The sequence below is a fragment of the Metapseudomonas otitidis genome (genome assembly GCF_011397855.1).
Taxonomy (GTDB): Bacteria; Pseudomonadota; Gammaproteobacteria; order Pseudomonadales; family Pseudomonadaceae; genus Metapseudomonas; species Metapseudomonas otitidis.
Map to the genome: position 1 here is coordinate 1,634,919 of NZ_AP022642.1, position 12,686 is coordinate 1,647,604.

General features: G+C 67.9%; 16 protein-coding genes and 1 pseudogene. 8 read left to right on the plus strand and 9 right to left on the minus strand.

Annotation, left to right across the window (positions count from 1 at the left end):
• Positions 1–55: 55 nt before the first annotated feature.
• Both PotMrB4_RS07675 and PotMrB4_RS07680 read left to right on the plus strand, forming a co-directional pair.
• Complete coding sequence (locus PotMrB4_RS07675; RefSeq protein ID WP_074969078.1) at positions 56–895, plus strand: CvfB family protein; 840 nt, start codon at positions 56–58, stop codon at positions 893–895.
• A gap of 178 nt (positions 896–1,073) precedes the next feature.
• On the plus strand, positions 1,074–1,343 hold the full coding sequence (locus PotMrB4_RS07680) for a DUF3509 domain-containing protein (protein ID WP_172432935.1): 270 nt from the start codon (positions 1,074–1,076) through the stop codon (positions 1,341–1,343).
• 75 nt (positions 1,344–1,418) lie between these two features.
• Here PotMrB4_RS07680 and PotMrB4_RS07685 read toward each other — a convergent pair whose 3' ends face one another.
• The 4 genes and pseudogenes from PotMrB4_RS07685 to PotMrB4_RS07695 all read right to left on the minus strand — a co-directional run bounded on the left by PotMrB4_RS07685 (position 1,419) and on the right by PotMrB4_RS07695 (position 3,414).
• Positions 1,419–1,733: a hypothetical protein gene (locus tag PotMrB4_RS07685; RefSeq protein ID WP_044413539.1), complete on the minus strand. Its 315-nt coding sequence runs from the start codon at positions 1,731–1,733 to the stop codon at positions 1,419–1,421.
• Positions 1,734–1,923: 190 nt separating this feature from the next.
• Entirely contained in the window at positions 1,924–2,115 is a 192-nt protein-coding gene (locus tag PotMrB4_RS28170) for a hypothetical protein (RefSeq protein WP_232060807.1), read from the minus strand.
• A gap of 180 nt (positions 2,116–2,295) precedes the next feature.
• A pseudogene (locus tag PotMrB4_RS28480) lies at positions 2,296–2,379 on the minus strand (DUF4124 domain-containing protein); the annotation flags it as partial.
• Between the two features lie 105 nt (positions 2,380–2,484).
• Positions 2,485–3,414, minus strand: coding sequence for a DMT family transporter (locus PotMrB4_RS07695; protein ID WP_172432936.1), 930 nt, complete (start codon positions 3,412–3,414; stop codon positions 2,485–2,487).
• 121 nt (positions 3,415–3,535) lie between these two features.
• On the opposite strand from PotMrB4_RS07695, the gene PotMrB4_RS07700 reads away from it, so the two are divergent.
• On the plus strand, positions 3,536–4,468 hold the full coding sequence (locus PotMrB4_RS07700) for a LysR substrate-binding domain-containing protein (protein ID WP_074969069.1): 933 nt from the start codon (positions 3,536–3,538) through the stop codon (positions 4,466–4,468).
• A 44-nt stretch (positions 4,469–4,512) separates the two neighbouring features.
• Here the strand turns inward: PotMrB4_RS07700 and PotMrB4_RS07705 are convergent, their stop codons facing one another.
• The gene (locus tag PotMrB4_RS07705; RefSeq protein ID WP_044413549.1) at positions 4,513–4,722 is read right to left on the minus strand and encodes a cold-shock protein; all 210 of its coding nucleotides are present in this window, start codon (positions 4,720–4,722) and stop codon (positions 4,513–4,515) included.
• Between the two features lie 292 nt (positions 4,723–5,014).
• On the opposite strand from PotMrB4_RS07705, the gene def reads away from it, so the two are divergent.
• Entirely contained in the window at positions 5,015–5,554 is a 540-nt protein-coding gene (def, locus tag PotMrB4_RS07710) for a peptide deformylase (protein ID WP_142011350.1), read from the plus strand.
• A 31-nt stretch (positions 5,555–5,585) separates the two neighbouring features.
• A complete protein-coding gene (locus tag PotMrB4_RS07715; RefSeq protein WP_172432937.1) occupies positions 5,586–7,124 on the plus strand; it encodes a ComEC/Rec2 family competence protein in 1,539 nt (512 codons plus the stop codon).
• Position 7,125: 1 nt separating this feature from the next.
• Here PotMrB4_RS07715 and PotMrB4_RS07720 read toward each other — a convergent pair whose 3' ends face one another.
• Together PotMrB4_RS07720 and PotMrB4_RS07725 are read right to left on the minus strand one after the other, a co-directional pair.
• Positions 7,126–7,461 (minus strand): DUF2025 family protein, encoded by a 336-nt coding sequence (locus PotMrB4_RS07720; protein ID WP_044413557.1) that lies wholly within the window; start codon positions 7,459–7,461, stop codon positions 7,126–7,128.
• 140 nt (positions 7,462–7,601) lie between these two features.
• On the minus strand, positions 7,602–8,144 hold the full coding sequence (locus PotMrB4_RS07725; protein WP_044413559.1) for a hypothetical protein: 543 nt from the start codon (positions 8,142–8,144) through the stop codon (positions 7,602–7,604).
• A 229-nt stretch (positions 8,145–8,373) separates the two neighbouring features.
• On the opposite strand from PotMrB4_RS07725, the gene PotMrB4_RS07730 reads away from it, so the two are divergent.
• From PotMrB4_RS07730 to PotMrB4_RS07740, 3 genes are all read left to right on the plus strand, one after another.
• Positions 8,374–9,174, plus strand: a complete 801-nt coding sequence (locus tag PotMrB4_RS07730) for a PP2C family protein-serine/threonine phosphatase (protein ID WP_172432938.1) — start codon at positions 8,374–8,376, stop codon at positions 9,172–9,174.
• Positions 9,175–9,191: 17 nt separating this feature from the next.
• Entirely contained in the window at positions 9,192–10,733 is a 1,542-nt protein-coding gene (locus PotMrB4_RS07735; RefSeq protein WP_172432939.1) for a serine/threonine-protein kinase, read from the plus strand.
• Between the two features lie 61 nt (positions 10,734–10,794).
• Positions 10,795–11,655, plus strand: a complete 861-nt coding sequence (locus tag PotMrB4_RS07740; protein WP_044407376.1) for an FHA domain-containing protein — start codon at positions 10,795–10,797, stop codon at positions 11,653–11,655.
• A 33-nt stretch (positions 11,656–11,688) separates the two neighbouring features.
• Here PotMrB4_RS07740 and PotMrB4_RS07745 read toward each other — a convergent pair whose 3' ends face one another.
• Together PotMrB4_RS07745 and PotMrB4_RS07750 are read right to left on the minus strand one after the other, a co-directional pair.
• Positions 11,689–12,117: a DUF4019 domain-containing protein gene (locus PotMrB4_RS07745; RefSeq protein ID WP_074969059.1), complete on the minus strand. Its 429-nt coding sequence runs from the start codon at positions 12,115–12,117 to the stop codon at positions 11,689–11,691.
• A gap of 55 nt (positions 12,118–12,172) precedes the next feature.
• Entirely contained in the window at positions 12,173–12,571 is a 399-nt protein-coding gene (locus tag PotMrB4_RS07750) for a hypothetical protein (RefSeq protein WP_172432940.1), read from the minus strand.
• Positions 12,572–12,686: the final 115 nt, after the last annotated feature.

Here is a 12,686-nt window from a genome sequence, read left to right on the forward strand (position 1 = left end):
CCCCGTTGCGGCGGGGGCTGTAGAATGCGCGCCCTGTCAATTCGAGGTACGCGAGATGGCCCTGATCGGTCGATTCAACAGCCTGCCGGTGGCCAAGCACACCGATTTCGGTCTCTATCTGGACGGTGGTGCGGAAGGCGAGATCCTCCTGCCCCGGCGTTATGTGCCCAAGGACCAGCCCTGCGAAGTGGGTGACTGGCTCAACGTGTTTGTCTACCTCGACAGCGAGGACCGCCTGATCGCCACCACCCAGAAACCCAAGGTCCAGGTGGGCGGTTTCGCCAGCCTGAAGGTGGTGGAGATCAACCGCATCGGCCTGTTCCTCGACTGGGGCCTGCCGAAGGACCTGCTGTTGCCGCACTCGGAAGAGAAGCGCCCGCTGCAGGTGGGCGACTACTGCGTGGTGCACGTCTACCTCGACCGCTCCCGCCGGATCACCGCCACGGCCCGGCTGGACCGCTACCTGGACACGACCCCGGCCCGCTACAGCGTGGGCCAGGAAGTGGACCTGCTGGTGGTGGAGCAGACCGACATGGGCTTCAAGGCCATCATCGAGGACCGCCACTGGGGGCTGATCCACCGCAACGAGGTGTTCAAGTTCCTGCGCAGCGGCATGCGCGAGAAGGGCTACATCCGCGAGATCCGCCCCGACGGCAAGATCGCCCTGAGCCTGCAGCCCCAGGGGCAAGCCGCATCGTCCGACCTCGCCGAGCGCATCCTCGAGCGTCTGCGCGCCGAAGGTGGCCGCCTGGCGTTGAGCGACAAGAGCCCGCCGGAGGTGATCGCCCAGATGTTCAACGTCAGCAAGGGCAACTTCAAGAAGGCCATCGGCGGCCTCTACAAGCGCGGTGAGATCGTCATCCACGAGGACGGCATCGAGCTGGCGCGCCGCTGAATCGCATCGTGCATATTGCCCGTTGATTTTCGGGTGATCGGGCGAAATGCACGAAAGCGGGTTGGGCTTGTTTCACCAACGCATTGATTTTATTGGGCTTTCGCTTGTCTCAAGGCTGGCACGCTGCCTGCAGGACACCCTGCCAGGAAAAATTTTGCCCCTTGGAGAGTGAAACGCTATGGGTCTCGACATCAAGCAGTTGGCCAAGGCCTTTCCCGAATACGCGCTCAGCGCCCAGCGCCGCCCTGACGGTGGCTACGTGGTGGTGCTGGAGAAGGACGACACCCGCTTCCAGCGCGTGGTGCCGGCGCTCAAGCAGCCGGCTCAGCTGGAGCTGATCATCGCCACGCTGCGGCGCGACATCGCCCTGGAGCTGGGTGAGGTGCCGCCGGTGGAGTCGTTGCGCAACCTGCACAGCACGCCGTTGCCGCGCTACTTCGGCGCCTGATTTCCATACGGCAGAACGCCGGCCCGGGTCGCCCCGGGCCGGCGTTCTCGCGTCTGCGCTGGGTGGCGAGGCTGATCAGGTTTCCACGCCAGCGGGCGGCATCATGGCGTCGCCCTCCTTCGGGCGCTCGCCCTCGGCACGGGGTGGTTGTTCGGGCTGTTCGCCGGGTTGTGCCTTGAGCCATTCGCGGGTGGCCTGCTGCGCCTTGTCCACTTCCTTGTTCACCTGGTCCACGGTGTCGTTGATGGCTTCGCGGGCCAGTTCCTCGGCGGCTTCGCGGGTCTTCTCGGCGAGGCGGTCGGCCGACTCCTGGGCCATGTCGCAGCCAGAAAGGGCCAGCAGCAGGCCGCTGCCGAACAGCAGGGAGGGGAGGCGGGAAAGCGTGGGCATGGTTGGGCTCCGTAGGGCTGGCCGCAGATCGGGCCGACGTCGCCCGGCATGATCAGGCACGCCGGGCCCGGCGTGAACGCCCCGGGCGCAGGGAAACTGTGAGCGGAGATGACAGGTGAAACGACCCCGGACCCCCAGCGGCGACTCTATGGGGTCCGAGGCCTGAGGCCGCCGGTCATCGGCCTCGTTGTCACTGACCCGTGCCCGTGCTCGATGGTTCCCCGGTGGTCGACGAACTGCTGTTGGGGGATGGGGCTGGAGTCTGCTGGCGCTGACGGGCTTCGTATTCGCGCTGCAGGCGCAGTTCTTGCTCTTGACGCTTGATGCGTTCGAAATCCCTGATGTAACTCTCCTCCTTCTCTCGCTGGGCACGTTCGCGCATCTCGTTGGCTCGTGCTTCCCGATTACTGGCGGAGCTGTCCTCAATTACGGTGATGCGCGTGCCAGGTGGGCGGTCTGGCTCGCTTGCCGTTGCTGCGGGGGAGGCTTGTGTTTCCAGGGGGGGGACCGCTGCAGGCGGGCCGGAGGTCGGCATAGGTTCCACGATCCGTGTGGTCTGGCCTTCAGTGGCGGGGCAGGGCACGGCGGAGTAGCTGACAGCGCCGTCGTTGCCGACGCATTTGTAAACGGCCGCCTGCGCCAGCATGGGCAGCAGGCAGAGGCCGAGCAGGGCCGATCTCAAAGTGCATCCCTCACTTTGTCTGAAACGGCCGACAGGCTATCAGCCCTTTTTCCTGACCGATAGGTGCAATCAGGTGCTGTGTGTCACGCGCCGACGCGCCAGGTGGTCGCGCAGCAGCTCGGCGCCGGTGACCAGCAGCAGGCCTCCCAGCACCAGCAGGCCGCCGAAGATGAAGGAGGAGTCCAGCGGCTCGCCCAGCACCAGCACGCCGAAGCCGACGCCGAACAGCGGGGTCATGAACGACAGCATCGACAGGCGCGAGGCGAGGTAGCGGCGCAGCAGCCAGAACCACCCCAGGTAGCTGATCAGCGCCACCACCACCACCTGGAAGCCGAGGCTGAGCAGGGCGCGGTCGCTGGGGACCAGGCCCAGGCGGCCAGTGGCGGCGGCCACCGCCAGCAGGACCACGCCGGCAACGCCGAGCTGGTAGAAAAGCGTCTTCACCGGGGCGGCTTCCGACAGGCTCGAGCCCCGGATGAGCACGGTGGTGGCGCCCCAGGCGACGGCGGCGCAGATGCCCAGCGCATCGCCGAACAGGCTGCCTGCGGCATTCCCCGGTTTGCCGAGAAAGGCCAGGGCGATGCCGCCGAAGGCCACCAGCACGCCCAGCCACTGGATCGGCGACAGGCGTTCCTCGGGGAGGATCAGGTGCAGCCCCAGGGCGGCGAAGATCGGCGCGGTGTAGAGGAACACCGCGATGTGGGATGCGCTGGTGCGGACCAGCCCTTCGGAGATGAAGAAGAACTCCAGGGTGAACAGCAGGCCGACCCCGAGCCCCGGCAGCAGGGTGCCGTCACCGAAGGCCCCACGGCCTTCCCGCCACAGGGTGATGGCGCCCAGCACCAGCGCGGCGATGCCGGAGCGGATGGCCAGTTGCAGGACCGGCGCCACGTCCTGCTCCACCAGCTTGATGGAGACCTGCTGGAAGCCCCAGACGATGCAGAGCAGCAGCATCAGGCCGCAGGCGAAAGGGTCCAGGGGCAGGCGTGTGGGTCTCATCGATGACTCGCAAGGCAGGGGCCGCACAGGTGGGCCGGAAGGGCGGCAGGATGGCGAGCGGGCGCCTTGCATTCAAACGATGTTTTGTCATCATGCTTTGACTTCAACTCAAAGCACTCCCATGCGCACACCATCCCTTGTCGCCCTGCGCGCCTTCGAGGTCGCCGCCCGCAGCCGCAACTTCACCGAGGCCGCCCATGAGCTGTCGGTCACCCCGGGTGCCGTCAGCCGGCAGATCCGTCTGCTGGAGGAAGAGCTCGGGGTCAGCCTGTTCGACCGTACCCGCAACACCGTCACCCTCAACGACAACGGCCGGCGCCTGGCTGCCACCGTGTCCCAGGCGTTCGCCCTGCTGGCCGAGGGGGCGGCGGCGCTGCGGGGCATGCCCGAGGGGCCGCTGCAGGTCAGCTGTGCGCCCTCCATCGCGTCCCACTGGTTGATGCGCCGGCTCAACCAGTTCTCCGGCACTCATCCGGACATCGCCCTGAGCCTGGAGGCCACCGAAGAGCTGGTGGACCTGGAGCGTGGCGAGGCCAGCCTGGCGATCCGCTTCGTCACCGAGGGCACCGTGTTGCCCGCCAGCGAGTTGCTGTTCCGTGAGGTGTTCTTCCCGGTGTGCAGCCCGGCCTACCTGGAGGCCCATCCGGTCCGTGAGCCGGCGGATCTCGTGGGCGCGCGGCTGGTCCACGCCCATTGGAAGAGCGCCAGCAACCTGCGGATTCCCGACTGGGGGGACTGGTTCGAGCGCTATGTCGGCGCGCGCGTCGATACCTCGGCCGGCATCCGCTTCGGCCTGATCGGGCATGCGATCCAGGGTGCGGTGAATGGGCAGGGCTTTGCGTTGGGGTCGACGGCGCTGGCGGGGGATGACATCGCGCAGGGGCGACTGGTGCTGCCGTTCGGTGAGGCGTGTCGCTTGCCGACACCCTGGGAATACCGCCTGGCCTGGAGCCGGAAGGGGCAGCCCAGCGAGCGGCTACGCCGGCTGATTGACTGGCTTGTGGCCGAGGCTCGCGCCAGTACGCGCGTCAGCGAAGCCAAATCGCAGGCATGAAAAAACCGGCCCGAGGGCCGGTTTTTCCGGAAGACGGTCGGTGATCAGATCACTTGGACTTCGTCTGCCTGCATGCCCTTCTGGCCCTGAACGGCTACGAAGGAAACCTTTTGGCCTTCCTTCAGAGTTTTGAAGCCGTTGGACTGGATGGAACGGTAGTGGACGAACAGGTCCGGGCCGTTGTCAGTGGTGATGAAGCCGAAGCCTTTTTCATCGTTGAACCACTTAACGGTGCCAGTTTGACGATCAGCCATTTGGAGTAACTCCTTGAACAAAGTTGACACGGCGAGGACTTTCCACGCCGGACTGAGCGCAAAGAGTACAAATCGAAGCTTGGAACATGGATCGATTTACGTCACACATGCAGCACAGTGGGCAACACCATACCCGTCATTTCGGGGATTGCCTACCGTTTTTTAGCGCTGCGTTGAAAGACCCGTTTGCGCCCCCCGCCGAGGTGCGTTGCAAAGCCGTTGCGACCCTTGCCAGCGGGCGCGTTTGCAGGCTTCATCGAGCCCCTCCAGCCACCGTTCCGGAATGCCCGAGATGATCCGCGAAATCCTCCGCATGGGTGACCCGCGCCTGCTGCGCATCGCCCCGCCCGTGCCCGACGAGATGATCGGCAGCGCCGCCCTCAAGACGCTGATCGACGACATGTTCGAAACCATGCACCACGTCGGTGGCGTCGGCCTGGCCGCCCCGCAGATCGGCGTCGACCTGCAGCTGGTGATCTTCGGGTTCGAGCGCAGCGAGCGATACCCCGACGCGCCGGCCGTGCCACCCACCATCCTCCTCAACCCGGTGATCACGCCCCTGGACGATGCCCGAGAAAGCGGCTGGGAAGGTTGCCTCTCGGTGCCCGGTCTGCGTGGCTGGGTGCCGCGCTACCGGGCCATCCGCTACCAGGGCGTCGATCCGGACGGACAGCCCATCGATCGCACCGTCGACGGCTTCCACGCCCGCGTCGTACAGCATGAATGCGACCACCTGATCGGCCGGCTTTACCCCTCGCGCATCGAAGACTTCACTCGCTTCGGCTTCACCGAGGTGCTGTTCCCCGGCCTCGATCCCACGGCCGACGACTGACCCGCCCAACACGCCCGGAAGGAGCCCGAGCATGACCGCCCAGCACGCCATCGCCGTCGACCTCGCCAACGTCTACGACAGCCCGGAACGCAACACGCTGCTCTACACCCTCGCCTGGGGGGATTTTGTCGAGGTACTGGAGGTGACCGAGCGGCATGTGCGCATCGCCACCCACACCTACGAGGAGCGCCCCGACGGCAGCATCCTGCCCGTCGCGACCGAGGCCTGGCTGGTGCCTCCGCGCTCGGCCCGGCGCCGCGATGGCAAGCCCCTGCGACCGGCCGACCTGGTCATGCCGCGCACGGAAAGCCGGGTGCTCAAGGTCAACTTCGTCGACGTGCAGCAGGGCGATGGCGCGGTGATCGAGACCCCGGGCGGGCAGGTGATGCTGGTGGACGGCGGCGACAACCAGATGTTCGCCCGCTACCTGGCCGCTCGCTACCGCGGCTCCTCGCCCGAGGCGCCCAAGGTGATCGACTGCATCCTCGTCACCCACGGCGATGCCGACCACTTCTCCGGGCTGACCCAGATCCACCGCTCGGAAACCAACGCCGAACCGCGCAAGCGGCTGTTCATCGAGCCCCGGCGGATCTACCACAACGGCCTGGTCAAGCGTGCCGCCAAGGGCCTCAAGGAAACCGAGCAGCTCGGCCCAACCCGCCAGGCCGGCGACGCCCTGCTGGTCTCGCCCCTGCTGGACAACCCCTTGGACGTACCGGCCGAGGCGATGAACACCGACTTCCGTGCCTGGCGCAAGGCATTGGAGGCCTGGTCGAGCCGGGCCCGCCAGCCCATCGAGTTCCGCCGCCTGTCCTTCGGCCAGCACGATGCCTTCGACTTCCTCCGCAAGGAGGGGGTGGACGTCCAGGTGCTCGGCCCATTGCCGGTCGGCGAAGGGGTCGACGCCGGCCTGCCGTTCCTCGGTGCGCCACCCGCCGGGCCCCGTGTCGGCCATGACTCGCTGGAAACGGCGCCCACCGGCTTCTCCGGCTACTCCGCTTCCCACACCATCAACGGCCACTCCGTGGTGTTCCGCCTGGCCTATGGCGGCTTCAGCTACCTGTTCTGCGGGGACCTCAACGACGAAGCCGGACGCACCCTGGCCCGCCAGCACGATGCCGGGCAGGTCAACCTGCGTTCCGAAGTGTTCAAGGTGCCGCACCACGGTTCCGCGGACTTCTCCGGGGCGCTGTTCAAGCGGGTGTCGCCGGTGGTCAACGTCGTCTCCAGCGGCGACGACCCGATGAACGAGTACATTCACCCCCGCGCCACCCTCATGGGCGCCCTGGGGCGGCATTCCCGGGTCGAGGAGCCGCTGGTGTTCGTCACCGAGCTGGTGGCGTTCTTCCGCATGGAGGGCTGGGCTCGCCTGACCGACGCCCAGAAGGCCGAACGCCGTGGCGACTTCTACGCCTTCAGCCGAACCGCCTACGGCCTGGTGAAGACCCGCACCGACGGCCAGCGCCTGCTGGTCTACACCGACAGCGGCAAGGCCAACCTCAAGGAAGCCTACTGCTACGAGCTGGACGAGGCCGGCGAGCCGCGCCCGGTGCCGGTGCTGAAGGCCTGACTCAGGCCTCCAGGCAGCCCCGCAGGCGGCGCTCGGCGGTGATCTCGGGCAGGTCGCGGCGGCGCATGTACACCCGCAGCGGCTCGCTGATGTTCAGGCGCTCGTCGATGTTCTGGTCCAGCAGCAACTGGATCAGCTCGCGCTTGAGGGTCATGGTGTGGTCGGTGTGGGGCTGCCAGACGAATTCGCTGGCCGGCATGATGCTGTCGTTGTCCACGTCCATGCCGAAGGAGTCCTCGCTGAAGCGCACGATGTGGTGCCCGGTCTTCAGGTTGAAGCCGACGAAGCCCTGCAGCTGGTCGGCGGCGGCGCAGATGCCGCTGGAAGTGATGCTCATGGGTAAACCTCGCTGGAAGGTCCGCAGGACCGGTTCGGGTCTACACGCGCAGGCGAAGGGCGCCGGTCTGGCGCCGGGCTCCGGGGGCGGATTGTGCCGCAGGCGTCGGCGAGGTGGGGCTGGGCGTATTGCCGCAGGCGTCAGCGCCCGCTGACCCGCGCCCCGGCCGGGTTGGAGCGGTCCACCAGGGTATTGACCACCGCCAGGGCCTTCTCGAAGGAGGGGTAGCCGCTCTTGGCCACGTCCAGGTCGGCATAGCGTGCCCGGTACAGCTCGGCACGCAACGGGTCGGCCTCGGTGGCCAGGAAGGGTTCGGACCAGATCTTGTAGAGCAGGGCGATGGCGTGGGGGTGCTTGCGCGCCGCTGCCTTCTCCAGCAGATCGAGCACCTCCTCCAACTGCGGCCCCTCGTTGATCAGCAGCACCGCCTGGTAGAAGGGCACCTCGCCGCGCGTATCCCCCGGCTCCGCCCGCTTGAGCAGCGCGCCTGCCAGCTCGTAGTTCTCCGGGTCACCCGCCGCGATCAGCAGCTTGGCCTGCAGCATGTCGTTCTGGTAGAGCAGCTTCTCGTCGCGGCAGGTCTCGCCGGAAAGCGGCTCGTCGCAGGACTGGCCGGCGCAGCCGGCCAGCAGCAGGGGCAGGCCGAGCAACAGGGTGCGGAAGCTGAAGCGGGTCACGGGCATGGGGCGTCCTCGGGTCCGGGTGCCAGGGTTGAGCGTTCGACTGCACGTGGCAGGGCCGGTTCGGCCCGTGCCGGCCCCGAAGCGCAAGCATAGACGCCCGGGTTGCGCACCACGCGTGCGACAAAGCCTCGACTGTTTAACACTTGTGGGGCACGGAACGCGACAGCCAGCGTGGCTGCCGCCATCATTCAGGGTCGACCCGACCCACCCGAGACCCCCGCCGCCGCCCATGCCCAACACGCCCGCCCCCTCCGCACCTGCCTACGCCGCCCTGTCCGTGGCCGGCCGCGTGCGTGAACACAACGAAGACGCCCTGCTGTGCAGCAGCACCCTGGGCCTCTGGGCCGTGGCCGATGGCATGGGCGGGCACCAGTGCGGCGAAGTGGCCAGCGCCACCGCCCTGGCCGCGCTGGAGCAGCACATCCAGGCCGGTGCCGACCTGCCCACGGCCGTACACGGCGCCAATGAAGCCGTGCTCGCGGTGGCAGCCGAAGGGGGCGAGGAGCGCCGCGGCATGGGCACCACCCTGGTCGCCCTGCACCTTCAGGGCGATGCCTACCAGCTGGCCTGGGCCGGTGACAGCCGCTGCTACCTCATCGACGCCAGCGGCATCCGCCAGATCAGCCACGACCACAGCTGGGTGCAGATGCTGGTGGACCTCGGCCAGCTCACCCCCGAGCAGGCCCGCCAGGACCCGCGTCGCAACGTCGTCACCCAGTGCCTAGGCCGGGACGACCAGGCCCTGGAAGTCGGCAGCCTGGTCGGTCGCCTCGCCCCAGGCGAGCTGCTGCTGCTGTGCAGCGACGGCCTCAGCAACGAACTGGACGACGCCACCCTGCACCAGGTCTGCAGTCGCTCGAGCACCCTCGAAGCGATGGTTGGCACGCTGGTCGAGCTAGCCAATTGCCATGGCGGCAGGGACAATATCTCCTGCATCGTGCTGGGCCTGTCGGCGCCGGAGTCCGTTCCACCGGAGGCCCCGCCACGCAGCTTCCTCAGCCGATGGTTCGGCTCCCGAAAACAGCGATAAGCGCACCTTACTTCCCTATGAACGACAGCTTGTTGGAGATACCCGGCTACAGCGTGCAAGGCCGGCTGGGCCGTGGCGGCATGGCCGAGGTCTACCTCGCCACCCAGGAATCCCTGCACCGCCAGGTGGCGATCAAGGTCCTGCAACGCCTGGATGATGAGGCCTTCGCCAAGCGCTTCATCAAGGAAGCGCACCTGGTGGCCTCGCTGCACCACCCCGCGATCATCACCATCCACGACATCGGCCGGCTCGCCGATGGCCGCCCCTACATCGCCATGGAGTTCGTCGCCGGTGGCGACCTGGCGCAGCACCGGGGCGAGCGCTTCGAGCCCCAGCGGGCGCTGACCCTCATCCGGCAGATCGCCAGCGCCCTGGTGGTGGTGCACGACAAGGGCATGATCCACCGCGACATCAAGCCGGCCAACATCCTCTTCCGAGAGGACGGCACCGCCGTGCTCAGCGACTTCGGCATCGCCAAGGAACTGGCCCTGGACAGCGACCTCACCCAGCATGACGTCGCCGTCGGCAGCCCCGCCTACAGCAGCCCGGAGCAGGCCCAGTGCCTGCCCCTGGACCCGCGCAGCGACATCTACAGCCTGGGCGTGATCTTCCTCGAGCTGCTCATCGGCACCAACCCGTTCCGTGGCACCAGCTACACCCAGACCGTGCTCAACCACGTGCAGATGGAGCCACCGCGCCTGGCCGGTGCCCTGGAGCCCTACCAGTTCCTGGTGGACCGCATGCTCGCCAAGGACCCGGAAGAGCGCTTCGCCGACTGCCGCGTGCTGCTGGCCAGCCTCGCCGAGCTGAACGAGAACGAGCAGGACCACACCCGCGTCACCCGCACCCCCGACCTCGCCAAGGGAGCCGGCCCCGCGCGCACCTCCCCGCGTTCGCCCGTGCCGGCCGCTGCCCCGGCCCGTCGCCTGCCCGTCTGGGGCTGGGCGCTGCTTGGCGTGCTGCTGCTGGGTATCGGCTCCGCCGTCGGCCTGCACCTGGTCAAGCAGAAGGAAATCCGCGACCTCCTGGCCCAGGGCGAACAGCGCCTGGCCGCCGGCCAACTCGCCAGCCCGGCCGGTGACAGCGCCGAAGACTTCTTCAACCGCGTGCTCGCCCGCGAACCCGACAATGCCCAGGCCCGCGATGGCCTTGCCCGCGTCCTCCAGGCCCGCATCGAGGCCGCCCTGGCCCAGGGTGATGCGCGCCTGGCCGAGGACCGCCTGGTGCAACCCGAGGATGACAGCGCGGTCTACCACTACCGCCAGGCCCTGGCCCTGAAGCCGGACGAGGCCCGCGCCGAGCAGGGGCTCGACCGCGTCGCCGCGCGCTTCGCCCAGCTCGCCGATGAGGCCTACGGGCACCGCGAGTTCGCCCTGGCCCAGCAGTTCATCGAGGCCGGGCTCAAGGTCCGCCCGCTGGACGAACCCCTGCTGGCCCTGCAGGCCGGCCATGCCCAGCGCGTGCGCCGGGCACAGGCCCGTGCCTCCGGCAGCCAGGCGGCCCGGCAGCAGCAGAGCAGCAACCCGGTCAAGCGTTTGTGGAATCGCATCTTCGATTGATGCGCGGTAACAGGTCAGCTGGGCAATCGGCTTGGCGCAACGGAAATCAAGGACTTCGGACATGCTCAGGATTCACTTCGCGGACAACCGCCAGGAACCCATCTGGCTGGCGGACGAGCGCTTCACCATCGGCCAGGACGAACGCAACCACCTGGTACTGAACGAAGCGGACGTCAGCCCCTTCCACGCCGAGATCCGCCAGGACCACGGCCACTACTACCTCTCCGACTGCGGCACCCGCAACGGCACCCTGGTCAACGGCGAGCGCATCGGCGCCCGCTACCAGCTGCGTTCCGAGGACCGCGTGAAGGTCGGCTCCGTGGAACTGGTGCTGGTCGATCCGGCCAAGGTCAAGCCCAAGGCCGCACCCACCGCGCGCTGGTTCCTGCAGGTGATCAAGGGCGAGAACGAAGGGCGCAAGTACCACGTCACCGGCTCCATGACCTTCGGCCGGTCGGTGAAGTGCGAACTGTGCTTCAGCGACCTGGAACTGTCCCGCCGGCACGCCGAGTTCTTCCTCAAGGACGACGTGCTGGAGATCAAGGACCTGGCGTCTGCCAATGGCGTCTACGTCAACCAGCAGAAGGTCGGCACCGCCGTGCTCGCCCCGGGCGACCAGGTGCGCATGGCCTCGGTGACGCTGCTGGTGATCGGACCCAAGGTGGAAGTGCGCCAGGCGGCCGACGAGGACGCCACCCAGTTCGTGCGCGTGGTCGACCTGCCCAAACCGGCCCCGGCGGCCGCCCGCGAGGCGAGCCAGCCGGCAGCGGCCAACCCGCTGCGCGCCGTGGCACCGGCCCCCGCCGAAGCGGCAGCCTCGGTGGCCACCAATGAAGACGCCAAGGGGCGTCTGGTGCTGATCGGCGGCATCGTCATCGCCGTGCTGGGCATCGGCGCCGCCGTCGCCAAGTTCGTGCTCTGACCCGCCAGGACCCCGCGCCCGTCGGGCGCGGGGTCAATCCACGAAGTAGCTCACCACCCGCCACCGGCCGTCGCTGTCGCGCATCGGCGTCACCGTCTCGGTCGCGCCGTCCCGGTGCTCGAAGTCGCTGCGGTACTGCAGGATCACGTATTCCCCATCCGGCAGCCCCGGCAGCTGCGTGGCGTAGCTGGCGCCCTGCAGTTCACGTTGCTTGAGCGCCCCCAGGGGCGAGCGCAGGTCCACCGCCAGGGTCACCCAGTCGTACTGGCTGGTACTGCGGCGCAGCACACTGGCCGCCTGCTGCCAGGTGCGGATGTAGTCTTCACGGTCGGCCACCGCCAGCCAGGCGCGGGCGGCGGCCTTGGCCTGCTCGATGGCCTGGGCCTCCCCGGCGGCCTGGGCCGGGGTCAGGACGCAGAACAGCAGGCCCACCAGCAGCGGCAGGATGCCGCGTCGGTTCATCACGAAATCCTCCTTGAGGCACCCGCCGCACAGGCGACGGGCGTGGCTTTCTACCTTAGTCCTTCAGGCGCTCGTCACGTTTCAGCTGGACCATGTCGCCCCGCGTGCACTGCTGCGGCTCGGTGGAGGTCAGGTCATAGCAGCGCTGGCCGAAGCCCATGGGCCAGTAGATGATCGCGAACGGCGGCCAGAAGATCGACGCCACCCGGAAGCGCGCCCGCAGCTTGCCCTGCTGCACCGGCGCCCCGTCGATACGGGTGAGCTTGTAGGGGATGCCACCGCTGGCGGTCCAGAAGAACGGCCGGGTGGTGACCATGCCTTGCGGGTACTGCTCGGCGCGTTCGTAGACGGAAACCCGGGTGTTTTCCGGGAGCTTGAAATAGGTGCGGGTGGAGCAACCCCCCGCCACCAGGGCCGCCGCCAGAAGGGCGGCCGTACGCGTGTACTTCTTCACTTCCAATCCTTTTCGGTACGACTGTCCAGGGCGGTATCGCCGCCGGGTGCGCATGGTGCCCGGATCGGCTTGATGGCGCCAGGCCATTAGTCAGTGGATGGGCAGCACCGGGTGT